Below are 24,610 nucleotides of genomic sequence, written 5' to 3'. Positions count from 1 at the left end.
AAATACTAAAACACTGATTATGGTAAATTATCCCTGTAAAATCATGAAAAAACCTATTTATGCCTTATCTATATACTGGGAAAATTTTGCTTCTCCTTTCTGGCTGATTTTGAGAAATTTATAAGAATGCCATTCTAGCAAGGCTAAATTGTGTAGTTACGTTACATTATTAGTTATATAAATAAAAGTCATTGTTGTTCTGCCTATTGATCGGCTACTAACATAAAACCATGAGTGCAACTGCTATTTTTTCTCAAAACCCCCTAATCCAAGGCAGAGGTTTACCGCCATTTGCAGATATTACACCAGAGCAAGTAGAACCTGCTTTTAAACATCTGTTAACAGAATTGCAACAACAACTAGCTATATTAGAAACTAATGTAGAGCCTACATGGACTGGTTTAGTAGAACCTCTAGAAAAGTTAACAGAAAAGCTGTACTGGAGTTGGGGTATACTCAACCATTTAATGGGTGTCAAAAATAGCCCTGATTTACGTATAGCATATCAAAAGGTTCAGCCACAAGTAGTACAATTTATTAACACCCTTGGACAAAGCAAACCGATTTACAAGGCTTTTAAAGCCCTCCGTGCCAGTGATACCTGGGAAACCTTAGAATCTGCCCAGCAACGCATTGTAGAAGCAGCGATTCGAGATGCAAAATTATCTGGTGTGGGTTTGGAAGGAGAAGCACGAGAGCGTTTTAATGTGATTCAAATGCAATTAGCAGAACTGGCTACAGATTTTGCTAATAATCTTTTGGATGCTACCTCAGCCTTTAGTCTAGTTTTAACAACCAAAGCAGAAATTGACGGTTTACCCAGTAGCTTAATCAGTTTAGCTGCTCAGGCGGCTCGCATTGCCGGGGAAGAACAGGCCACTCCAGAAAATGGACCTTGGCACATCACATTAGATTTTCCCAGTTATTTTCCCTTCATGCAACACAGCACCAGTCGGGATTTACGGGAAAAATTATACAAAGCTTATATTACCCGTGCTTCCTCTGGGGAATTAAATAACAACCCTCTCATTGAAAAAATTTTACAGTTACGGCAAGAATTGGCAGAGTTACTGGGCTTTGAGAATTTTGCCGAACTGAGTTTAGCTAGTAAAATGGCGAAAAATGTCCCAGCCGTGGAAAAGCTGTTAGAAGAACTGCGTCAAGCTAGTTATGATGCTGCTGTTAAAGATTTAGAAGCACTCAAAGCTTTTGCTAAATCTCAGAAAGCAGCAGAAGTGGAAGATTTGCAACACTGGGACATCAGTTTTTGGGCAGAACGTCAAAGAGAAGCCAAATTCGCTTTTACTGAAGAGGAATTACGTCCTTATTTCCCCCTTCCCCAAGTTCTTGATGGCTTATTTGGACTAATTAAACGGCTATTTGGTGTGACTGTGACACCTGCTGATGGTCAAGCTCCAGTTTGGCATGAGGATGTCCGTTATTTCCAAATTTCTGATAAAAATGGTACTCCCATTGCTTACTTTTATCTCGATCCCTACATTCGTCCTGCCGAAAAACGTGGTGGTGCTTGGATGGACGCTTGTATTCATCGCAGCAAAATCACAGAACGGGGTATAACTAGCACCCGCTTACCAGTAGCTTATTTGATTTGTAACCAAACTCCCCCAGTGGATAATAAACCAAGTTTGATGACTTTTGATGATGTAGAAACTTTGTTCCACGAATTTGGACATGGTTTACACCATATGCTCACCAAGGTTGATTATACTGGCGCAGCAGGTATTAATAATGTGGAGTGGGATGCAATAGAATTACCTAGCCAATTTATGGAAAATTGGTGTTATGACCGTCCCACCTTATTCAGTATGGCTAAACACTACGAAACAGGTGAACCATTACCAGAGCATTATTATCAAAAGCTGTTAGCAGCCCGTAATTACATGAGTGGTTCGGCAATGTTACGGCAAATTCACCTCAGCAGTGTGGACATGGAACTACATTACCGCTATCGTCCTGGTGGTGATGAAACTCCCATAGATGTCCGTGAACGAATTGCCAAAACTACTACTGTTTTACCACCATTGCCTGAGGATGCTTTTTTATGTGCTTTCGGTCACATCTTTGAAGGAGGCTATGCGGCTGGATACTATAGCTATAAGTGGGCTGAAGTTCTAAGTGCTGATGCTTTTGCTGCTTTTGAAGAAGCGGATTTAGAAGATGAAGTGGCAATACATGATACTGGTAGGCTCTATCGAGATACGATCTTAGCTATGGGTGGTAGTATGCACCCAATGGAAATTTTTAAAGCCTTCCGGGGTCGTGAACCAAAAACAACTGCTTTACTTAAGCATAATGGTTTGTTGGCTGCTACCTAAAAGATTCTATGGTTGGGTTGACGTAAGGAAACCCAACATTCCTAATATTTTTACTTTGTGTAAAATAAATAAAATAAATTTTACAGTTAGGAGAGGGAACAGGGAACGGGGAACGGGAAACAGGACTTAAAGAATACAGACACTTTTGTTTTCACTCAATATCAATATGTTAAATTAATTTTGCTTGGGTACTTCTACAGTTTAACTGAAAAAATAAAAACACTATTTTTATTAACTCAATTGTGTAAATATTTGTCAGAATAAGTCAAAATAATTATATTTTGACAATAAGATTGTCAGCTTAGGAATAGCTCCTCAGAAAAGTTAATATAGTGAGAATTTAATTTCTGTTGTATTTCTTTACTAATTTCTCATCAACAAAAATGAATATAGATTAAAAATAATAAATAACATTATATTTCGTACACTTAATTAGGCTAAATTGAGAGTATGCTGAATCTAGGAAAAACCTGGGGGCAATTTTCAGTAACTAAGCGCAAACAAACTTAAAGTTTTATTAGTTTTCTACTCATTGGTAAGTTTTGGTTGTAATGACTCAAGACTAATAACTCAAGACTAATAACTAATAACTAAAATTTATTTGCGTTCATTTGCTAACTAGGTTTTTCAGATAAATTGAGAACATCAGTTCTGATGCTCGGTACTGGCAGCGCAACCCAAAGAAACCTTAAGAACAATTACCGACAATGATACAAAAAATTTTGCTGGCTGTCTCTGGACTAGGACACGCAGAAGAAATGATGAAGACATTGAAAGAACTGCCATCTATCCAATCTGCAAAAGTTACAGTTCTGCACGTTGTACCTTCACAAACTACTGCTGCGGCAATGACAGATAAATGGGAAGAAGGTGGTAAGATCCTAGCTAATGCAATTCAGTCTTTGGATTTAGATCCCAGTCGGGTTTCTTCTATTTTACGCCAAGGAGATCCCAAAGATGTAGTTTGTCAAGTCGCTGATGAAATAGAAGCTGACTTGATTATCATGGGTTCAAGAGGACTGAAACGACTGCAATCAATTTTAGCTAACTCTGTCAGTCAGTATGTTTTCCAATTGTCTTCTCGTCCCATGTTGCTGGTTAAAGATGACATTTATGTCAAAAGAATTAAGCGTGTAATGGTGGCAATAGATAATTCTGATGCTTCCCAAAATTGCTTGAACTTAGCTTTATTTTTGCTCAGAGATGTTAGTGGTGGTCAGTTAATGTTGGCTAATATCAATACAGACTTGGGCAGTAAATTATCAGGTATTGCTGATATTAAACCAGAAAAAGATACAGTGTTGGGAAATGCTGTAACAGCAGCGGAAAGACAAGGTGTTTCTGTGCGTTGTGTAACAAGTAGTGGCAAACCAGGTGAAGAAATTTGTCGTTTAGCTGAAGAACTCAATGTAGACTTATTGTTGTTAGGTTCTCCAGATCGTCGGCCATCTATTGCTAAGAGTTTTGTAGATTTGGATCGACTTGTTGGCGCTTCTTTATCTGACTATGTGCGTGTTAATGCCACTTGTCCAGTATTGTTGGCTAGGACTGTTGCATAAATAGGGGCTGGGGACTGGGGACTGGTGACTGGTGACTGGTGACTGGTGACTGGTGACTGGTGACTGGTGACTGGGGAAGCAGGGGAAGCAGGGGAAGCAGGGGAAGAAAAATTAATTCTTTATTCTTCAATTCTTTTTTCTCTTGCCTTTTGCTTTCTTTCTGCTATATAAAACCTAGACAAAGCTAGACTTTACTTTCTACTTCAACGGGGGAGCAGTTATCCCTCAGTAGACTTGCACGCCTTAGCCAGACGCGATATTTCTCAAGTTAAGATTTACAAGAAAGACTACCGCTATCATCGCTTGGTTTTCGCGTTGGCAATAGTCTTAATTCAATACTTGATATCGTAGGATTATATATCAAGTGGGTGATTTTCTTAACTCACTTATGTCAATGCTTGTCAACATAAGTACAGTTTTATCTATAAAATAGTCAGCTTAGGACTAGCTCAATTACCAATTACCAATTACCAATTACCAATTACCAATTACCAAACTGTTAGTTTTTACCACCTTCGCGGCTGGCAGTTTGGATGTAAAGAATTATTAAAAATACGGCAGGAACAAGCACAAATAAGATGCTTGCTACAAAGCCCAGGTCATTAACTTGCATGGCAAGATAGCCTCTCTCTAAATTGATTTTCAGTCAACAATTTTAGAATAGCATTATAGTTACTAAAAATATAGTCAAATATTTCTAGCTTGGTAAGGTCTTACACCTTACAGGGCTAACTACAAGCCGCACTATTCGGTTTCTAATCTGAGATAGATTTCCGAACTAATTTTACCTTTTTTCAGTTCTGATTTGATTAGCTACTCTTGAAAATGTTTTATTTCGTCTAATTTATAGGATTTCCTGCCACACAGGAGCTATGGTTAGGTTAATTCTAACTCTCCGCACTCTCAGATCAGGACTTTCACCACTTTCAAAGGATCTACGCTTCTTGAACTCAAGACTAATATATCACATTCACCCCCCGTACAATAGGCCTCTTCCTGCCTCCTGCCTCCTGCCTTCGTTAAGGTTTAGTAACTACGCTAACAGGTCCGTTAACTAGGGTTTGGCACGCAAGACGATAGTTATCTGGTTTATTCTTAAATTTCCGCTTTTCTACATCAGTACGGGGTGAGAGGTTTTCCAGCCCTTCTACTACTTCCACAATACAGGTGGCACATTGTCCATAACCACCGCAATTGGTCATTTTTCCCCAAAATTTATAAATATCAATCCCATTTTCCATTGCTTTGAGCCGCAGGTTTGCACCATCAGCCGCAATTACTTCTTTATTCTCGTTGACAAACTTAATATTTCCCATAGTTGTTTCCTGTGTGAGTGGTAAATTTTTGTTAATTTTTAGTTAGTGGTTGTTACAGTATTTTACTTAATTGGGTGAATTTATTGCAAAACATTAAAAAATACAAATTTTATTAAAAATAAATCTTGAGAAAATAGGACAGGTGTATAATCCCTGTCCAAAAAATTGAAACCAGATTAATTTACCTGAAACCAACAGCAGCTTGCCAAACAAAAGCAAGCAACAGGAAGAATACAGGAATAACTGGGAGTACATCTACCAAAGGATCAAAAATTTGGTACGCTTCGGGCAGTTTTGCTAATAAAAGTGCTGCTTCCATGTTTTTTTCTATCCACCTAATAATCCAACACAGCTTTCATATTTGAGGAGTATATTAACATGGTTTGGGAATTGGGAATTGGTGATTGGGTTATTAATCTTCCCCTGCTTCCCCTGCCTCCTGTCACCTGTCACCTGTCACCTCTTCCTCTTTTAGCCAGTGTCCGAAGTCTTCAACAAAGCGATCGCTTAAAATTGATTCTCTAATTTTTTGGGTGAAGCGGATCAGTTCGGTGATGTTGTGAATACTTAATAATGTATAAGCTAAGATTTCTTGCGATCGCACTAAATGGGAAATATAAGCACGGGTGAAATTTGTGCAAGCATAACAAGGGCAATTTTCATCTAATGGTGTAAAATCTTCCCGAAACTTGGCATTTTTCAGATTCCATCTTTCACCGTTAACTATCGCTGTTCCATGTCGCGCCCATCGGGTAGGAATCACACAATCAAATAAATCTATACCAGAAGCGATCGCAATAGCCATTTCTTTATAAGTTCCCACACCCATCAAATACCGGGGTTTATTTGCTGGTAACAAAGGTGTTGTCGCTTTAACTATCTGTGCCATTAACTCCGGTGGTTCACCCACACTCACCCCACCAATAGCAAAACCAGGCATATCTAATTTAGCCAACTCTGAGGCAGCACGGGCGCGTAAATCTAAATATACACCACCTTGAACAATGGGAAACAAAGCTTGATCAGTTCTTTGATGTGCTGCTATACACCGTTCTAACCAGCGATAGGTCCGATCCGTCGCTGCTTCCACCTCTTGACGGGTAGCGGGATAGGGTGGACATTCATCAAACGCCATAATCACATCAGCACCCAGAGTATTCTGTATTTCTATGGAACGTTCTGGGGTTAGTTTAATAATTTGTCCATCATGGGGCGAACGAAACGTTACACCTTCTTCTGTAATTTTTCGCATTTCGCTGAGACTGAAAACCTGAAAACCGCCAGAGTCTGTGAGCATCGGACCATTCCAGCCCATGAACTTATGCAGTCCACCACCACCGGCAACAATATTTTCTCCTGGTTGCAGGTGCAAATGATAGGTATTAGAAAGTACCATTTGCGCCCCTGTATCCTTGAGTTGAGCCGGGGTAATAGTTTTTACAGTTGCCAATGTTCCCACAGGCATAAATCTGGGAGTTTCCACAATACCATGAGGGGTAGAAAACACACCGACTCTGGCTTTGGTTTGACTACAGGTAGCTAGGAGTTGAAAAGAGAATTTGGACATTGGTAATTGGTAATGGGTAATGGGTAATTGGTAATTGGTAATTGGTGATTGGGTTATTAACCTCCCTATCTCCCCATCTCCCCATCTTCCAAAAATTGGGGGTGAGACCCTGCTATATAGTATCGTTGCTGTGGGTATATTATTTTGGAGTTAGAAACAATCAGAGCAATCGTCATCAATTTCCGCATCCCATCGAGCGGATAACACCTGATCCATCATTGCTTCTATTGCACCGGCGTTAAATTGGCGATCGCATCTTTCTTGTAAAGGTGTAGAGAGTGGAATCAGACGCAAACAAAACTCTTCTTGGAATAAATCAAAGTATGTTTCTTGTTCAGGTGATTGTTGTAGTTCTAGATAATCAAAACTATCTATATTCAGATACAGAGCGTTGTTAGCAACTATTGTAGACCTTTGCGGATGGGCAAATACTTCCATCACATCCCCATCACCTTCGCTCAGTAGCTTGTTCTCTTGGCTGTAGATGTAGTGAACTCGACCTAAATCTGTTAAGAGTCTGCGGATGTCGAGTTTATTTACAATCACGCCGGTGTTGACAATACACGGGGCTGGTATTTTGATATTGGGTAGATGATAACTCATAGAGTATTAGCGATTGAGGGAAGGTGAGTGACAACACAGATGAAAAGTCAATGCCTAGCTTTTTCACTGGACAAAACCCTACATTTCCAAAATATCAACTTTATATAGCGATCGTCTATGGAAAATCCTCAATTTCCTATAACTTTTTACAGTAAGTTTTTATTCCCCATCTGAAGTTGAGTTTTCCCTATGGGATATATTTTGCAACTATGGCAATTTTGCCAAGTTAAATTATTACAGGTAATAGCCTCTATTATATTTTACACATCTATTCCTTTACCCTACATCTCAGGCTTGGATTTTGGCAATGTTGCTGTTTTTTCTCCGGTTGTGGGTTTGATGATCGGGGGAATGTTAGGTTTATTAGATTTCATTTTTAATTACTTACATATCCCCGTATTAACTCGGACTGCTTTGGTGGTTGTTACCTGGATCGCAATTACGGGTGGTTTACATTTAGATGGTGCAATGGATACTGCTGATGGTTTAGCAGTAGGTGATCCTGAAAAGAGGTTACAGGTAATGGCTGATAGTGCTACTGGTGCTTTTGGGGCAATGGTAGCGATCGCTATTTTGTTGTTGAAAACCGCAGCTTTAATGGATATTTCGGAAAACCGTTATTTAATCTTAATGGCGGCCTGTGGTTGGGGACGTTGGGGACAACAAGTAGCGATTTTGCGATATCCCTATCTGAAACCTACTGGTAAAGGTGCATTTCATAAACAGGCAATTCGTTCTTATGCAGATATTTTACCGAGTTGGTTTTTATTGTTGGGTTTGAGTATTTTAGTTTGGGTTGTTAATTCCCAAAATCTATTGTTATCTGTATTTATGGTGTTGGGGGGTAGTGCGATCGCTCTTTTAGTCCCTTGTTGGTTTAACTATAAGCTGGGTGGACACACTGGAGATACTTACGGTGCTGTGGTTGAATGGACTGAGGCTTTGTTTTTATGTGTAATGACTTTGGGTAATGGGTAATTGGTAATTGACTATGTTTGACTATATTTTTGTGATTGAAACTAAATAGGGTTTGCTGAAAAAGTCTCTTCGTTAAGGCAGGGAATAGGGAATAGGGAATAGGCAAGAGTTTGGGTGATCTGTTAGTAACCAATTCTTTGAAATTTCACCCGGAAAATGCACGCTTTTAGGAGTATACCCCTGAAAAATCCTGCACTGATTTCCTGATTTTCCACCTGAAACCCTTGATTTATCAAGGTTTTGAGTTTATTCAGCAAGCCCTAAATACCAAATTTAATCACCAGGGCGATAACTATGCCTTCGGCACGCTGCGCGAATGGTAAGCTACCGCTAAGGCAATACTCACCACCAAAATCAAAGTCATACTCAAAGCTGAACCAAAACCCCAATTTTGAGTAGCACCGAGAAACTGATTATAAACCAACCTTGCAGCAGTCATACTGGAAGCACCACCCAATAATTCTGGATCAATAAAATCTCCCAATGCTGTAATAAATACCAACAAAGAACCAGCAGCAATACCGGGAAAAACTTGGGGTACTGTCACTTTCAAAAAAGTTTGTACTGGGTTTGCACCCAAATCAGCAGCAGCTTCTAATAAACGTCGATCTAATTTTTCTAAAGAAGCATACAATACTAAAACCATATAGGGTAATAAACTGTAACTCATGCCAATTAAAACTGCTGGAGTTCGGTTCAACAATTCCAAAGCTGGTAAACCTATACTGGTAAGTAAACTATTTAATAATCCAGTAGGACGAAGAATAGTAATCCAAGCATAAGAACGCAGTAAAGAAGAAGTCCATAAAGGCAAAACAAAGCCTAATAATAATAAAGTTCGCCACCGTTTTGGTGACATTTGGGCAATCCAATAAGCTACTGGAAAACCCACAATTAAACAAATAATTGTCGTATTAATTGCCAAAAACAGGGAATTGAAGATAACTCGTAAATACAGCGGTTCTAAAATACGAAGATAGTTATCCAATCCATTAGGATTGACAAGATCACCTGGTCTGATATCCTTAACTAAACTCAATTGCAAAATTATCAGTGTTGGCAGCAATAACAACAGTAATAACCAAATCCCTGATGGTGCAAGTAAGGATAAAGGAGGCAACCATTGGACAAAATGACGATATAATTGTGGTGGTTTTTTAGCAATATTGCTAGGGGATGCTACGGGAAATTTAGGAAGTTGAATAGACACAGCCTGATACCAATTTTTAGATTTTAGATTTTAGATTTTAGATTTTAGATTTTGGATTTTGGATTTTCAGTAAGGATTCAGTATACAGAATACAAGATTTAGAATGAATTAGATTTTTCGAGTCATTGGTTGTTGATGAAAAAACTTGCTTCTGGATGATTGTTGCTACAAACAAATATTCTGACTCCTGACTACTGACTCCTGACTCCTGACTCCTGACTCCTGAATATGCTGTATTTAAGCTAGTAATTGAGTCCAATATCGCTCATAAACTGCTTCAAAATCACCTACAGGTGTGAGGCGTTCACATTTATTTAAAATTGATTCTGGAGGAAATAAGCTAGTATTATTTTGAATTTCTTTTGGTAATTGTTCAAATCCTGCACGATTAGGAGTAGCAATTTTCAATCTTTTGCTGATTTCGGCAGCTACATCAGGTTGCAGAAGGAAGTTAATCCAACTATAAGCACCAGGAATATTAGGCGCTGTTTTAGGAATGACAATAGTATCTGTCCAGAGAGAAGAACCACTGCGAGGAATTACATATTTAAGTTTAGGATTTTCCTTGGATATCTTCACGCCATCGGCAGAATAACACATAGCTAATAATAAATCTCCTGCCAATATTTGGTTTTGCCAAGCATCAGTATCAAAAGCGGCGATCGCTGGTTTTAATGACCGCAATTTTTCATAAGCTGCTTTAATTTCTGTGGCATTTTGCGAATTATAAGAATAACCGAGCATTTTTAATGTTGCTCCCATCACCTCCCGCACATCATTTAGTAAAGTCATCCGTTTATAAAGTTGCTCTTGATTTTGCCAAAGATATTCCCAATCTTCAGGGGGAGTTTTCAGCTTTTCCGAGTTATAGATAAATCCCGTTGTTCCCCAATTAAAAGGTAAACTATAACGGTTGTTATGGTCATAAGTAGGATTCTGAAATTGAGGAAATAAATTTTCTAACCCTATTGAAAGTTCGTGATTAATTTCTGCTAACAAATTTTTTTCTACCATCTTCTGTACCATATAATCAGATGGATAGATAACGCTATAACTAGCACCTCCTCCAGCTTGGAGTTTAGCCAGCATCACATCGTTAGAATCAAACACATCTGCCAAAACCTTGATGCCGGTTTGGGTAGTGAAAGTAGATAGTAATTCTTGATCCGTATATTGACTCCATGTATATAAATACAATTCATCACTTTTCCCAGAAACTGAACCAGTATAATTATTGGCGCTGACATTAGCTAATCTCCAGCCACAACTACTTAAAGACAAGCTAGAAAGCAACGCCATTGTTTTAATAAATTCCCTTCTCCTGGTTATTGTCATCATCATGGTTTACTCTTAATTCACCTTTGATGTTTGACTAATAGCTAAACAGTCAGTTTCTGCCCACCAAATGTAAATAGGTGTATTCCGGTCTGGTAAACTACCAAAGGTATTAGGTTGTAAAACATTAACATTGATGCCATTAGCTAATTCCACGACATAATTAACATGAGTACCCAAATACATGATATTAACTAACCGACCTTCAAAGCAATTTGTGGGTAGATTGGGATGATAAAGAGAAATCTGAATTTTTTCAGGACGCACACTTAAAACTACCGCCTGTAATAATTCCCAGGGTGTATCTTTTGTACGAGCAGCAACAATAGAAAATCCGGTTTTAGTCAAAACTTTAACATACTCGGCATCAATGGCAGTAATTTCGCCGCTAAATAAATTGGTATCACCAATAAAATCTGCAACAAAAGCTGTTTCGGGACGTTCGTAAATGGCGCGAGGAGTACCAACTTGTTCAATTTTGCCCTGATTCATCACCGCGATCCGATCAGATAAACTGAGTGCTTCCTCCTGATCGTGAGTCACCATAACAAAAGTTAATCCTAACTCTTTATGGATGTTGCATAGCTCAACCTGCATTTCCTTCCGCAGTTTTAAATCTAAAGCTCCCAAAGGTTCATCTAAGAGTAAAACAGCGGGACGGTTAACCAAAGCTCTAGCTAAAGCAACTCGTTGTTGTTGACCACCAGAAAGCTGAGAAGGAAAGCGCGATCGCAAACTTTCCATTTTCACCAGCTTTAAAGCTTCCGTGACTCTGCTATTAATTTCTGATGGAGATAATTTTTTTAACCGCAGTCCAAAAGCAATATTTTCCCACACATTCAAGTGATTAAACAGAGCATAGCTTTGAAATACAGTATTCACAGGTCTTTGGTAAGGAGGTACATGAGTCATGGACTTGCCTTGAATCAACAACTTGCCTGCGTCCACTCTTTCAAAGCCAGCAATTAACCGTAAGATGGTTGTCTTACCACAACCAGAGGGTCCTAAAATACTAAAGAACTCTCCCTGTCTCACATCCAAGTCCACACCATGTACTGCTGGTTCTTGGTTGAAAAACTTGAATACGTTCCGCAGTTCAACATCAAGCGGCTGGAAATTGGTTACACTCCTCTGAGTTTGCATCACAGTTTGAGCCATAGTCTTCAGTAGAATGCCTTGATTTTGTGAAACCTGGTTAGCTATGTAGGCTATGAAATAGACTACAAATCAGACTTTTGTTTATTGTATCTGGCAACAACACCCTTGTTAAAAATATACTTATTAAAAATATAAACCCAATGCCATTGTTTTGAACTCGATGCCGGATAGCGACTAAAAGCATTGTTTACAGATAATATAAATTTCATACTTCTTTATTAATCTTATGGCTATATTACCACCACTACTGAGTTATCAAAAAAATACCCGCACAGTTGGGCGTGGTTCCCAGTCACTATTCTTAATACTATTCACTTTGCTGATGATATCGGGAATAGGCGCTCGTTTAGCTTATTTACAAATCATTGAAGGTCCAAAACTCCGGCAAAGGGCAGAGTCTAACCGGATTCGCATGATTCCCAAACAACCGGAAAGAGGCAACATTTTTGACCGTAATGGCAAACTGTTAGCTACTACTCGTTATCCTCACTCTGTTCACCTATGGCCAATGGCACATACTAAGCCATCGTGGTCAATTGTCGGTCCGCGTCTGTCCCAAATCCTCGATATTCCGCAAGAGGAAATGGAACAGAAACTAGAAAAAGCTGGAGCTAATTCTTCTTCTCTGATTCGCATTGCTCGTGACTTAAATGAAGCTCAAGTCACAGCCTTAAAGGAATATGAAAACGAATTACCAAATGTAGAAATCAATACTGAAGCTGTACGTTATTATCCTGATGGTAGACAATTAGCCCATATACTCGGCTATACCCGCGAACTCACAGCAGAACAGCTAAAAAAGAAAAAGTCAGAAGGTTATCGTCTCGGTGATGTCATTGGCCAAATGGGTGTCGAAAAAGCCTATGAAAAAACACTCCGGGGAGAATGGGGAGGCCAGCAAGTAGAAGTAGATGGTGCTGGTAGACCGTTGCGAGTGTTGGGAGAAAAACAGGCAAAAGCTGGTAATGATTTACACTTATCTATAGATTTAAATATCCAAAAAGCAGCGGAAAAAGCTTTAGGTAAACGCAATGGGGCAATCGTAGCACTTAACCCTAACAATGGTGAAGTTTTAGCGATGGTATCCCATCCAACCTTTGACCCAAATATTTTTTCTAAACAAAAACTCTCTCAAAAAGATTGGGAAAGTGTGCAAGGTGAAGGATATCCTCTAGTTAATCGGGCTTTAAGTGCTTTTCCCCCGGCTAGTACCTTTAAAATTGTTACCAACACAGCAGGTATAGAATCAGGTAAATTTTCTCCTAATGTGATTCTACCAACCTATCCTTATTTGGTTATCGGTGGCACAAGATTTGGAGAGTGGAATCATGCGGGATTTGGTCCGTTGGGTTTTGTGGGTGCGATGCAGTGGAGTAGTGATACTTTCTTTTATCAAATTGGTAAAGGTATAGGTGGTCCGACTTTAATTGAATGGACTCGTAAATATGGTTTTGGTGAAAGAACTGGTTTTGATTTTGTTACAGAAGAATCTAGAGGTTTAGTTCCTGATGATAACTGGAAGCGCAAAGCCTGGAAAATGCCTTGGACTATAGGCGATACTATTAATATGACCATTGGCCAAGGTGCTTTATTAACTACACCTCTACAAGTGGCTGTAATGTTTGCTGTACCGGCTAATGGTGGTTATCGAGTGCAACCACATTTACTGAAAGATGATGGGGATGCTAAAAAATGGCGTTCATCTTTAAATATGAAACCAGTAACTATTAAAGTTCTTCGTGAGGGATTGCGAAAAGTGGTATCTGAGGGTACGGGTAAAGTTTTGAATCAACCAAATATTCCCCCAGTAGCTGGTAAAAGCGGTACAGCAGAAGCTTGGAATCGTCGTGGTATCAAACAAAATCATGCTTGGTTTGGTGCTTATGCACCTGCTGATCAACCAGAAATCTTGGTTGTGGCTTTTGGTGAACATTCTGGTGGTGGTGGTGGTAGTGTGGCCGCACCCATGATTCTGGAAATCATGGAGGATTATTTTGCCCGCAAGTCTCCAGGAAAGTATAAAAAAGGTGATAGATAATTGGTAATTGGTAATTGGTAAAAATAAAATTGATTACCCAGTCACCAGTCACCTACTAATATATCCCCATTTACCACCAACATTGACTAATGCTAAACCTTGAGAAAAAGGTTTGGCAAAATCGAATTCTGGGTAAATTCTAAACTCAGCCAATTTATTAATATATCCCCATTTGCCGTTAATTTTTGCAGGTGCTAATCCTTCTACAAAAATACCCACTTCTTCAAATTGTGGCTGGATCACAAAGTAACCAGTTTGATTAATATATCCCCATTGATTACCAACTTTCACTGCGGCTACACCATTTGCAAAACTATCGGCATCATCAAAATTAAAGGGAATGATAGTTCTATTACTATTATCAATATATCCCCATTTATTCGTTTCTGGTATTTTGACTGCTGCTAGATTGTGAGAAAATGATTTGGCTTCTACAAATTTTGCAGGAATTGTAAATTGTCCTTTTTGATCAATTGTTTTGGCTACATATCCCCAACCATTACCTATTTTTACGGCTGCCATGTTTTCAGCAAAAGATACCGCATCATCAAATTTGATATCTGTAATACGGTTGCCATTCATATCAATAAAACCGTATTTATCTTTAAGTTTCACTACTGCTGATCCTTCGGAAAATGGTGCAGCACTATCATATTCAATGCGCCCTATTAGCTTACCTTGTTTATCAATATAACCCCATTTTTCACCAATTCTAACTGCGGCTATACCTTGAGAAAAAGCCTCAATTCTATCAAATAAATTTAATGAAAACTGGGGATCTGGTTCAATTTCTTTATTAGTAGATAGATTGACATAGTTATAGGGATTTAGTCTTTCTTGGGTAAAAACGCTATTTTTATTTTTAATTTCTTTGATGTCAAATTTTCCTGGTGCTTGAGAATAAACAGTAGATTGCAGTGTTTTGGCTAAAAGCTCATCATTTTGCGTTAAACCTTCATAGAAAAATAAAATTTCCCCTTGAATACCGAGTTTTCGGTTAGTTTCTATGGCGGTAATTAATTCTTCTGGTTTAATCATATAATATGGTTTTTTTCTATAAATAGTAATACCTGGAATTAGTTGTGATAGTTGTTCTTGGGTAAATTGTGATTGAGCAATTCGGGTAATTTCCGATTGATAAGCTTTAATATCTTCTCTATAAACTTGGGGATGAATTAAATCTAATAGTCTCCAGTTAACCCAGGTTAGTGAATCTTGCAAATAGTTTTCATAACCCCAACGAAAAACACTAGGAGACATGGAAATGATTAAATTGGGATTGACTTTAATTATTTCTCTGTGAAAACGATTGAAAAAATGTGATAAAATATCTGCTCTCCATTTTAACCAATCAGGATCTTTAGATGTATTTGGGGGTTGACCCTGACCCTGAAATTCTTGCTGATAACGTGCAAGAGTTTTAGCATCATAACCTCCTTCACTGGGTAAAGCAATAAAGTGATCATCTCCTTGAATCCCAGCAATATCATATTTTTTGATAACTTCTAAAAATAAACTTAATATAAATTCTTGAACTTGAATATCTAGGGAATTTAACCAGCAAAATTCATTTTTAATTAGCTCGTTGTTAAATATATCACGAGCAACCCAATCTTTTTCGTTTGCAATAATGTTAAATTTGGATCTCTTGGCTACATGAGAACTCATAAAACCGTATTCAAACCAAGGAATAACCGCGATGTCAACTTTTTTGGCTTCTTCAATTATTTCTTGTAAAGGATCTCGCTTTTTATCTTCACGGTTTTTATCTTCACCGTCAAAGCGAGGGTTGATTTCTATGTTTATTAGTTTTTTCATTACTTGACTACGATAGATGGTTAAACCGTTATTCCAAACAACAGGAAAAACAACGTTAAATCCTGTTTTGGCGAGAAATTCCATTGCTTTTTGGATATTTTCTCTTTTGTCTAACACATTACTGTCTGTAACCGTGATCCAAATACCGCGAATTTCCATAGTTCAATTTTAGGTTGTAAATAAGGAGTCAGGAGTTAGGAGAGGAAAATTTGAGATTTTGGATTTTCCAAGATATATTTACTAAGTTGATAAACCTTTAATTTGCATAAACAGGGCGGGCAGGATGCCCACCCCACAAGAGTTTTAATTTGAGATAGTATGCAAGTTAAATGTTCAACATCTAACAATAATTTTCAACATGAAAGCTGATAGCTGAAAGCTAATTACTGATTCCTAAATAATGCTAATCCTTCGGAAAAAGTGTTTGCTTCTTTTAAGGTTGGAGGAATGATAAATTTTCCGCTTTTGTCAATATAACCCCATTGATTATCTTTCTGTACTCTTACCAATTCTGCCACAAAAGGATCAGCATTATCAAATTGTGGAGGAATCACAAATAATTCTAAACCGGGAATATATTTGTAAGGTACAGTAGAAATTTCTAAGACTTGACAAATAAAGGCTGCTATTTCGCCTCTGGTGGCGTTGATGTTGGGTTGTAAACGTTGGATGTCTGGGTAGTTAACAACGATGCGTTTTTGTGTGGCAGCAGCGATCGCATTCATGGCATAACTGGGAATTTGCCCAAAGTCATTGTAATATTTTTTTAAGGTGGCGATCGCATCTCCTGTGACTTGATAACCTAACCCAGAAACTAAAGCTGTTAATGCTTGTACACGGGGAATTGCTTGATTAGGTTTAAAGGTACGATTGGGATATCCTGAGAGATAACCTGTTTGATATGCTGAGGCGATCGCATTTACTGCCCAATGATTAGCAGGTACATCTGTAAATTGAATTGCTGGGCGAGAAGAGGAATTTTTGGGTAAACCTGTATACACAATGGCTGCAAATTCCGCACGGGTAACAGGTGCATCGGGGCGAAATGTTCCATCTGGATAACCTTTGAGAATATTTTTTGCCGCCGCAGTGACAATAGATGCTTTTGCCCAGTGGTTTTCTATATCTGTGAACATGAGGGAATAGGTGACAGGTGACAGGTGACAGGATAAGATCCCCGACTTCTTTTATTATCGTGTTAATAATTTAGGATTAATAATTTAGGAATTGATCTCAGATGTCAGGGATCTGGGTATTAGTTTATTTTATTTTTCCCAAAAGGAATCAGTTAATAAACTATCCATATCTTCGGGAAAAGGACAGTTTTCAGGAAAGGCAATACTGGGATAGATATCTTGAACATCTGATAAAGCATCTTCCCATGTTTCTGGGAAAATTTCTGTAAAATAGTTTTTTAAACTGGGTGAGACTTTTACTAAACGTCGAATTTGCTTTCTCTGTTCCTTAATGGTTAATTCCCAACCACGATTATCATAAATACTGTTTACATAACACCGTTTTAATAAATGTTCTAGTAAAACTTCTAAGCGATTTTGTAATGCTTGTTTTTCACTACGCCCCAAGGCCGATATCTCCTCTTGAATATGCACCCAGTCAATGGCATCTAAGGCTTTATTTTCAATAGTTTTTGCTTGTTGTTCTGTCCAGAGAACAAAATCCTGTTCATAAAGTGGATTATTCATAAATAAAAACCTAGCAATAACCATCACATCAGTCAGGAGTCAGGAGTCAGGAGGCAAAAGAAAAATGTTTTTTCCCTGTTCCCTGTTCCCTGAATCCTTACTCACATATTATTTATAGCAATAGATTGGTGATTGGTGATTGGTGATTGGTAAAGAAAGTTATTAATTTTGAATTTTGAATTTTGAATTTTGAATTTTGACTTGATACATCTTCTGCCTTCTGCCTACTGTACTGGTTTGACATTTCTGGCTTTGTAGAAAGTTTCTAAACTATGGCGATCGCCTACAAAACGCCAGTGCCAAGGTTCGTAACTCACACCTTGAGAGTTGCCTTGAGGAAAGGACAATTCAAAACCAAAACGAGCAGCGTTAGCTTGTAGCCATTGATAAGCTTTGGTATTCTCAAAATTAGTTTGTAAATTTGTTGCTGGTACTGCTCCATCTCCTATATCTACTGCATAGCCTGTATGATGTTCACTATGACCAGGAGGGGCGCTCAATGCTGCTCTTTCCGCAGGGGTTTGATTACGTTGAGCGCCAATAGTAAAAAATAACTGTTCCTGTTCTTTCACGGAACGAAAACCAGAAATAGGTACTAAAATTACACCTGCGCTACGTGCTGCTTGTGCCATAGCTTGAAATCTTTGGGCGGCTGCTTGTCGCAATCTAATCCGTCCATCGGCTGTAATTGGTAACAATTCTGACTCTGGTGCTTCAGGATAAGCCAAATGTCCCAACACTACATCATTGTTAACTGCTGGAGTTTTGATTGGTGTAGGTGTAGAAACAACAGGTGTTGATTGAGAATCAGCATTATTTTTAGGTGCTGTAATAAAAAATAAAAAACCACTACCTACAGCCATCACCATAAATCCGACTATTCCCCCAATCATTAAAACCAGCGGTTGTACGCGCATCTGAGATTCACTATCAGGAGTATCGCGCAAAGCTGCTGGAATATCGTCACCTGGTGATGGTGATGAGTTTTGGGGTTTTCCTGCAAATCCAGCGTTTTTCAAGAGTCCACTCCTGTTTAATATAAGATTTTGGATTTTAGATTTTGGATTTTAGATTTTGGATTTTAGATTTTAGATTTTATATTTTAGATTGGTAAATAAGGTATAACATTTAAACGTAACAATTCAGGAGTCATGAGTCAGGAAGTACAGATGGGAATGTTTGATCAATCAGTAGATTATCAAATGTGAGTTTGGAAGTACCCTGGAAAAAGCTGACTGCTGACTACTGTTAGCTGAATGCTGACATTTAATCACAAAGTCTCACTAAAAAAATCAACGTAATAGGTATTATTTTACATATCTGTTTTTCAGCAAAATCTTGATAAATCTTTTAGAACTATACGTCAAATTGGTAGGATTAGTCCTGGTAGGAGTTATGCTGGGACGCAAATTACCTGCCATATTTCCTACTCGTTTGGGTGAATTTTTGTTTTGGGTAGGAGTACCGATCAGCATTGTTGCTTTTTTAAGACAAACCGATCTATCAGGACAGATTTGGATTGCTCCGGCGATCGCCTATTTAGCTATTTTACTAGGAGCATTTTTAGCGTGGTTGGTGATCAAAGGTCAAGCCTATTTGACAAATTCTCACCCCCAACCCTCAACCCAAGGTAGTTTAATTTTAGCTTCAATGGTAGGTAACACTGGTTATCTGGGCTTTCCTATCACTTTAGCAATGGTCGGCAAAGAATACTTCGCCTGGGCTTTATTTTACGATTTATTAGGGACTTTATTCGGTGCTTATGGTTTAGGTGTATTACTAGCAGCCCGTTTTAGCAACACTGCCCAAAATCATCAACAAATGGCTAAAGCCATATTAATCAATCCTGCCCTGTGGAGTTTTGGTTTTGGGTTATTATTTCGCCAAGTTAGTATTCCGCCACTGATAGAATTTAGCTTGAATACATTAGCTTGGGTTGCTTTAGCATCATCCTTGATTTTAATTGGTATGAGGTTGGCGCATCTGGGTTCTTTGTACAAACTCAAACCAGCAGCAATCAGTATTTTTATCAAAATGTTATTAGTGCCTTTGGTTTTAGGTAGTAGTTTACGGTTTTTTGGTGTGACTGGAGAAGCAGCACAGGTAGTAGTTTTGCAAATGGCCATGCCTCCGGCTTTTGCTACTGTGGTATTAGCGGAAACCTTTGATTTAGATCGTGATTTGGCTGTGACTGCTTTAGCAATGGGAGTTATGGTATTGTTGGTTACTTTGCCGGTTTGGTTGTGGTTGTTTTGAAGGTAGGTAATGGGTAATTGGTAATGGGTAATTGGTAATGGGTAATTGGTAAACTACATCTTGTAAATCCTGTTAGCGTAGCTCCTCCGTAGGAGGCAATCCTGGACATCCTGACACTTGCGCCACGCTATGCTATCAGACAAAATTTAAACGTAGATGAACGCAGATGAACACAGATAATTTTGTACCTCATTCTAGAGCGTCGATTCAGTGTAGGGGCGAAGCATTCGGACAGAATATGAACTGGTTTCAGCGATAGGTTATGACCCGAATGCTTCGCCCTTACGATTGGTGAATCGGTGTTCTAGTAAAGCTGTATAGTGCCAAAAACAGAAAAACTTAAATAAGTAGCTGAAGTAGCTGCAAATTAATGTAAACAATTCATGAATTTCGGTAAAATAAACATAATTATGTAAAACCGAAGCAAAAATAATAGTTAAAAATGATAGTTACTAATTCGGGGTTGCTGAGAAAGTCTTTCCGTGAGGGCATAGGAGTCAGGAGTCAGGAGTCAGGAGTCAGGAGTCAGGAGTCAGGAGTCAGGAGGAGATTTGAAAATTTCTTTGCCATCTCTTGAAATCCCAAAAAATGCACACTTTTTCCGGTATACCCTTCAAAACCCTTGCACTAATTTCTGTGTTTATCAGCCTCTAACCTTTGATATATCAAGGTTTTAGGTTTATTCAGCAAACCCTAATTCATCCCAAAAGAGGTAAATTATGAACATCAACACAAATTTACAATCTCTATATGAAATAGATGAAAATTTATGGTTAGAAGAAACAATTGCTTTACTCAAAGAAAAACGCTTTCAAGATTTAGACTTAAATAATTTGATTGAGGAGTTAGAAGCTTTGGGTAGAAGAGATAAAAACGCTGTTGCTAGTTTATTAGAACAAATCATTAGACATCTTTTATTATTACACTATTGGACAGAGGAATATGAAATGAATGGGAATCATTGGCAAACAGAAATTATTAGTTTTCGTAACCAAATAGAAAGATTATTAACCAATAATTTACAAAATTATCTTAATAGTGAATTAGAAAAAATTTATAGAAGTGCTTTAAAATATGTTAGGCAAAAAACTAGATTTAAAATTGATTTCCCCGAATCTTGTCCTTATACTTTAGAACAACTTTTAGATGAAAATTATTTGTAATTGGGGTTTGCTGAATAGTGGACGACCCCAGGGTTTAATGCTATTGTCTATGCGGTCTAAGTTATCCACTATCACAACTAAACCATTTTTACCTTGTTGTTTAAGTTTAGAAATGGCAGGTTCTAAAAGTTCTTGATTTATTGCTTGTAGTAAATTGCTTTTTTGTGGTCCCAAATATTGATTTATTTTGCTTCTTAATGTAGAGTCCTGTTTAATTTTAGTAGTGATTTCACCAATACCCAAAGACAGAGAAAACTTTTGTCCGTCAACATTAAACCCTAAATCCTGACCAGCAATTTTAGCCTTCACACCTGTAACTTCAGAGTTTAATATATTCCATGCACCTTGAAGTAATTGTTTAAATTTTTTCGGTTCTTCTAGTTGCAGTTGTTCTAGATTTTGGCTGATGCGACTAGCAATAGCCAGCAGCACATCAGCAATATCTACATCTGTGATTTCTAAATCTTCGCTAGATTCAAAATAAACAACATGGAAATCTGCTTTTTCTAATTCTACCTGTAAGCGTAATAATTCTGTAGATTTACCACAACCAATATGTCCAGTAAATAGATTACAGGTAGGTTCATCGGGCTGAAAAAATGTAATTTGATCCAGAAGTGTGGTAATAATATTCTCACCACGCAATTCTGAAAAGTCAATATAAACTTTTTGATCTTCTGGATTCTTGGCTACAAGTGTGCGAGCAGGGTTAGTTGCTTTATAAAAAGCCCGTATATCTATTGTCATGGTGTCAGTAGTATGATTGTCCTGATAGTTGCAGTGTACCTCTACTGTTAATGATAGATGTTTTTGGCGATTTAAGGAATTTTTTAGGGCTTTTTCTCGCATAATCAGGATTTAAAGTATGTGACATAGATACAGCAAAGCTGTTAATCCCCCATGATGCGATCGCCCAAAATATGACACTCAAAGGTTTAGGCGATCGCTTTACGATTAAGTCATAGTATCAACAAAGCTGACTTACTTTTTCCGCCAACTCCTCCGGGGTTATATGTTCATAGATTTCAAAAGGTTGATGAATCCAAGGGTTATCCGGTAAATAATCAGCGTAGTAATCTGGGACAATTACAGAACAATCTTTATACCAAATTACCGCAGTACGGATTTCTTCAATCGCAACCTGGCTATATTCTTTTAACCAAGAAATAGTTTCTTTTAGAGTGATACCCGAATCTACTAAATCATCAACTAACAGAACCCGCGAACCTAAACTTTCAGTAGTCATCGTTAAATGAGGGGAAACGATTAAACCACCTCTTTCCTGTTTACCTGCACCACTATAAGATGATGTAGCTAAAATTGCTAAGGGTAGATTGTATATCCGAGAAAGAATATCTCCTACACGCAGTCCACCCCTAGCAAGACAGACTATTTGGTTAAATTGCCAACCTGATTTATAAATCTTAACTGCTAATTGTTCAATTTTATGGTGATAATCTGACCAGGAAACGTAAAGGTCTGACATAGGACTTAGAGAAGTAGTTTTTAGTTAGCACAGCAAGCAAATCCCAACTATCTTAATATGAGTGTAAGTAATTATGAACAATGAAAAATTAGATTTGAAGACTAAACTAGCTTATGGCGCTGGAGATTTAGGTCCGGCGATTACTTCTAATATTGCGATCTTTTATTTACTGTTGTTTTTTACTAATGTAGCTGGTATTCCCCCTGGTTTGGCGGGCAGCATTTTGATGATTGGTAAGATTTGGGATGCTGTCAATGATCCGATTGTGGGGGTATTAACAGATAAGACTCAATCTCGGCGTTGGGGTCGTCGTTTACCTTGGATGTTTTATGGTGCAATTCCTTTTGGTTTATTCTTTTTCTTACAATGGATTGTACCACAATTTACTGCCAATCAAAGTAGTAATATTTGGCCTTTGTTTTGGTATTACGTAGCAATTGGGATTATGTCTCAGGCTTTTTTTACGATTGTTAATTTGCCATATACGGCAATGACACCGGAATTAAGTCAAGATTATGATGAAAGAACGAGTTTAAATAGTTTTCGGTTTACGTTTTCTATTGGTGGCAGTATTTTATCATTGATTTTCGCGCAAATTATTTTTGCAATGTTTCCTGATCCTCAACAAAAATATTTAAAATATTTAGTTTTAGCAGCAATATGTACTGTGATTTCGGTGTTATCCTTATATTGGTGCGTCTATGGAACAAGGAAGCGGATTCTTGCTTTTGAATCTAAACGTATTCAACTAGAACAACCAGCAGAAATTCCTTTTATAGAACAAATCAAGATTGCTTTCAGTAACAAACCTTTTTTATTCGTTATCGCCATTTATCTTTTTTCTTGGTTAGGTGTACAAATCACCGCTACAGTCATTCCCTATTTTGTCATCTACTGTATGAAACTCAAAGATTCTCAAGTTCCTACAGTATTAATTGCTGTTCAAGGAACTGCTTTATTAATGTTATTTGTTTGGAGTTATTTAAGTAAAAGATTTGGTAAAAAAATCGTTTATTTTTTGGGTATGACTTTATGGATTATTGCTGCTGCGGGATTATTTTTTCTGCAAGCAAATCAAATAGGTTTAATGTATTTTATGGCTGTTATGGCTGGTTGTGGAGTTTCCACAGCTTATTTAATTCCTTGGTCTATGATTCCCGATGTTATAGAATTAGATGAACTGCAAACCGGACAAAGAAGGGAAGGAGTATTTTATGGTTTTATGGTGTTATTACAGAAGTTTGGTTTAGCATTTGGTTTATTTATAGTTGGTAATGCTTTACAAGCTTCTGGATTTCGGGAAACTATAGCCGGACAAAGTACACCAATACAACCCGATTCCGCATTGTCTGCTATTAGAATTATAGTCGGTCCAGTACCAACAATCTGTTTAATTTTGGGTTTGATTTTGACTTTTTTCTATCCTATTACCCGTGAAATGCACGCAGAAATTATGTTTAAGTTACAGGAGAGAAGGGAGAAGAATTTTTAGGTTTTCTCTCCCAATTTCTGTTTGATGTGTGGATATAAATTGAAACTGACAATTTTTGTCCCTCTTTTTGAAGTTTTCACTCCTTTTGGTTTTGGTTTGGGCGTTATTTCACGCTCACGCAAATAGGTATTAGCAATATCTTCTATTAAATCATCAACATTATCTAATGAACCTCGTGGTTCTGTAATTTGAATACTATTTATCCATTCTTGTGCTATTTTCGAGATGATTTCTTGATAGCTCACTTCATTTAATTTATCTTCGGAAAATAAATATCCTTCTTCAACATTCTTCTCCATGCGACGAGCAAAATCTTTGAGAAATTTAATATCTTCCATGCCAAAAATTTGCACTCTTTTCCAACTTAGCCAATTCTTGAAAAAGCGTACACGAATATTTTGATTATCAAAAGCAATAACACCAATATTGATACGTTCATCTGCGATTGGATCAGGAACATACTGAATTACACTATATTTGCTTGCCATAACACCTAGTTTAAAAAAGAGTTTTGCTAGTTCCAATAAACGATTTAATGGTAAGTGATTCATATTTCACACCAATGTGTTTATTTTTTAGGGAGATATCTAAT

At 37.7% G+C, this 24,610-nt stretch carries 22 protein-coding genes and 1 pseudogene; 7 read left to right on the top strand and 16 right to left on the bottom strand.

The genetic code is table 11. The features are described 5' to 3' along the window. The first annotated feature begins 230 nt into the window (after positions 1–230). Positions 231–2,336: a M3 family metallopeptidase gene (locus tag H5968_RS05600; RefSeq protein ID WP_187039125.1), complete on the top strand. Its 2,106-nt coding sequence runs from the start codon at positions 231–233 to the stop codon at positions 2,334–2,336. A gap of 707 nt (positions 2,337–3,043) precedes the next feature. After that, the gene (locus H5968_RS05595) at positions 3,044–3,895 is read left to right on the top strand and encodes a universal stress protein (RefSeq protein WP_187039124.1); all 852 of its coding nucleotides are present in this window, start codon (positions 3,044–3,046) and stop codon (positions 3,893–3,895) included. Here the strand turns inward: H5968_RS05595 and H5968_RS05590 are convergent. From H5968_RS05590 to H5968_RS05565, 6 genes are all read right to left on the bottom strand, one after another. Beyond that, entirely contained in the window at positions 3,879–4,025 is a 147-nt protein-coding gene (locus H5968_RS05590) for a hypothetical protein (RefSeq protein WP_187039123.1), read from the bottom strand. The genes H5968_RS05595 and H5968_RS05590 overlap by 17 nt on opposite strands. 369 nt (positions 4,026–4,394) lie before the next feature. Continuing rightward, on the bottom strand, positions 4,395–4,508 hold the full coding sequence (gene psbM, locus H5968_RS05585) for a photosystem II reaction center protein PsbM (protein ID WP_071985120.1): 114 nt from the start codon (positions 4,506–4,508) through the stop codon (positions 4,395–4,397). 406 nt (positions 4,509–4,914) lie between these two features. Next, positions 4,915–5,211 (bottom strand): 2Fe-2S iron-sulfur cluster-binding protein, encoded by a 297-nt coding sequence (locus tag H5968_RS05580; RefSeq protein ID WP_096564917.1) that lies wholly within the window; start codon positions 5,209–5,211, stop codon positions 4,915–4,917. Positions 5,212–5,392: 181 nt separating this feature from the next. Beyond that, positions 5,393–5,530 carry a photosystem II reaction center protein K gene (locus H5968_RS05575; RefSeq protein ID WP_006195022.1) on the bottom strand — a complete coding sequence of 46 codons (138 nt, stop codon included), beginning with the start codon at positions 5,528–5,530 and terminating at the stop codon, positions 5,393–5,395. 123 nt (positions 5,531–5,653) lie between these two features. Continuing rightward, positions 5,654–6,778, bottom strand: coding sequence for a tRNA guanosine(34) transglycosylase Tgt (tgt, locus tag H5968_RS05570; RefSeq protein ID WP_187039122.1), 1,125 nt, complete (start codon positions 6,776–6,778; stop codon positions 5,654–5,656). A 150-nt stretch (positions 6,779–6,928) separates the two neighbouring features. Continuing rightward, positions 6,929–7,381 (bottom strand): hypothetical protein, encoded by a 453-nt coding sequence (locus H5968_RS05565; RefSeq protein ID WP_096564911.1) that lies wholly within the window; start codon positions 7,379–7,381, stop codon positions 6,929–6,931. A 189-nt stretch (positions 7,382–7,570) separates the two neighbouring features. On the opposite strand from H5968_RS05565, the gene cobS reads away from it, so the two are divergent. After that, positions 7,571–8,359 carry an adenosylcobinamide-GDP ribazoletransferase gene (gene cobS, locus H5968_RS05560; RefSeq protein WP_187039121.1) on the top strand — a complete coding sequence of 263 codons (789 nt, stop codon included), beginning with the start codon at positions 7,571–7,573 and terminating at the stop codon, positions 8,357–8,359. A 292-nt stretch (positions 8,360–8,651) separates the two neighbouring features. Here the strand turns inward: cobS and H5968_RS05555 are convergent, their stop codons facing one another. The 3 genes from H5968_RS05555 to H5968_RS05545 all read right to left on the bottom strand — a co-directional run bounded on the left by H5968_RS05555 (position 8,652) and on the right by H5968_RS05545 (position 12,062). Continuing rightward, positions 8,652–9,524, bottom strand: a complete 873-nt coding sequence (locus H5968_RS05555; protein WP_370569750.1) for an ABC transporter permease — start codon at positions 9,522–9,524, stop codon at positions 8,652–8,654. Between the two features lie 282 nt (positions 9,525–9,806). Further along, positions 9,807–10,898: a spermidine/putrescine ABC transporter substrate-binding protein gene (locus tag H5968_RS05550; protein ID WP_187039159.1), complete on the bottom strand. Its 1,092-nt coding sequence runs from the start codon at positions 10,896–10,898 to the stop codon at positions 9,807–9,809. A gap of 21 nt (positions 10,899–10,919) precedes the next feature. Continuing rightward, entirely contained in the window at positions 10,920–12,062 is a 1,143-nt protein-coding gene (locus H5968_RS05545) for an ABC transporter ATP-binding protein (protein ID WP_187039119.1), read from the bottom strand. A 226-nt stretch (positions 12,063–12,288) separates the two neighbouring features. Between H5968_RS05545 and mrdA the strand changes: the two genes are divergently transcribed. Further along, complete coding sequence (gene mrdA / locus H5968_RS05540) at positions 12,289–14,100, top strand: penicillin-binding protein 2 (protein ID WP_187039118.1); 1,812 nt, start codon at positions 12,289–12,291, stop codon at positions 14,098–14,100. 48 nt (positions 14,101–14,148) lie between these two features. Here mrdA and H5968_RS05535 read toward each other — a convergent pair whose 3' ends face one another. The 4 genes from H5968_RS05535 to H5968_RS05520 form a co-directional block, all read right to left on the bottom strand. Then, positions 14,149–16,077, bottom strand: coding sequence for a WG repeat-containing protein (locus tag H5968_RS05535; protein ID WP_187039117.1), 1,929 nt, complete (start codon positions 16,075–16,077; stop codon positions 14,149–14,151). A 224-nt stretch (positions 16,078–16,301) separates the two neighbouring features. Further along, a complete protein-coding gene (locus H5968_RS05530; RefSeq protein ID WP_187039116.1) occupies positions 16,302–17,054 on the bottom strand; it encodes an S-layer homology domain-containing protein in 753 nt (250 codons plus the stop codon). A gap of 129 nt (positions 17,055–17,183) precedes the next feature. Further along, a complete protein-coding gene (locus tag H5968_RS05525) occupies positions 17,184–17,621 on the bottom strand; it encodes a DUF29 domain-containing protein (RefSeq protein ID WP_187039115.1) in 438 nt (145 codons plus the stop codon). Between the two features lie 224 nt (positions 17,622–17,845). Further along, positions 17,846–18,640 carry a D-alanyl-D-alanine carboxypeptidase family protein gene (locus H5968_RS05520; RefSeq protein ID WP_096564896.1) on the bottom strand — a complete coding sequence of 265 codons (795 nt, stop codon included), beginning with the start codon at positions 18,638–18,640 and terminating at the stop codon, positions 17,846–17,848. A 319-nt stretch (positions 18,641–18,959) separates the two neighbouring features. Between H5968_RS05520 and H5968_RS05515 the strand changes: the two genes are divergently transcribed. Continuing rightward, positions 18,960–19,877 carry an AEC family transporter gene (locus H5968_RS05515; RefSeq protein ID WP_187039114.1) on the top strand — a complete coding sequence of 306 codons (918 nt, stop codon included), beginning with the start codon at positions 18,960–18,962 and terminating at the stop codon, positions 19,875–19,877. Between the two features lie 719 nt (positions 19,878–20,596). After that, positions 20,597–21,040 carry a DUF29 domain-containing protein gene (locus H5968_RS05510; protein WP_187039113.1) on the top strand — a complete coding sequence of 148 codons (444 nt, stop codon included), beginning with the start codon at positions 20,597–20,599 and terminating at the stop codon, positions 21,038–21,040. Between the two features lie 18 nt (positions 21,041–21,058). Here H5968_RS05510 and H5968_RS05505 read toward each other — a convergent pair. Beyond that, positions 21,059–21,787, bottom strand: a pseudogene (locus H5968_RS05505) (P-loop NTPase fold protein); the annotation flags it as partial. A 220-nt stretch (positions 21,788–22,007) separates the two neighbouring features. Beyond that, positions 22,008–22,526, bottom strand: a complete 519-nt coding sequence (locus H5968_RS05500; protein ID WP_187039112.1) for a phosphoribosyltransferase — start codon at positions 22,524–22,526, stop codon at positions 22,008–22,010. 73 nt (positions 22,527–22,599) lie between these two features. Here H5968_RS05500 and H5968_RS05495 point away from each other — a divergent pair, with 73 nt between their 5' ends. Further along, a complete protein-coding gene (locus H5968_RS05495) occupies positions 22,600–24,018 on the top strand; it encodes an MFS transporter (RefSeq protein ID WP_187039111.1) in 1,419 nt (472 codons plus the stop codon). On the opposite strand, the gene H5968_RS05490 is transcribed toward H5968_RS05495, so the two are convergent. Next, the gene (locus H5968_RS05490) at positions 24,015–24,569 is read right to left on the bottom strand and encodes a DUF3037 domain-containing protein (protein ID WP_222620569.1); all 555 of its coding nucleotides are present in this window, start codon (positions 24,567–24,569) and stop codon (positions 24,015–24,017) included. The genes H5968_RS05495 and H5968_RS05490 overlap by 4 nt on opposite strands. Between the last annotated feature and the right edge of the window lie 41 nt (positions 24,570–24,610).

The organism is Sphaerospermopsis sp. LEGE 00249 (assembly GCF_014299995.1).
In the GTDB taxonomy this organism is placed as follows: domain Bacteria; phylum Cyanobacteriota; class Cyanobacteriia; order Cyanobacteriales; family Nostocaceae; genus Sphaerospermopsis; species Sphaerospermopsis kisseleviana.
Note: the sequence above shows the minus strand (reverse complement) of the source record. Positions and strands in the feature narration are given on the sequence as shown.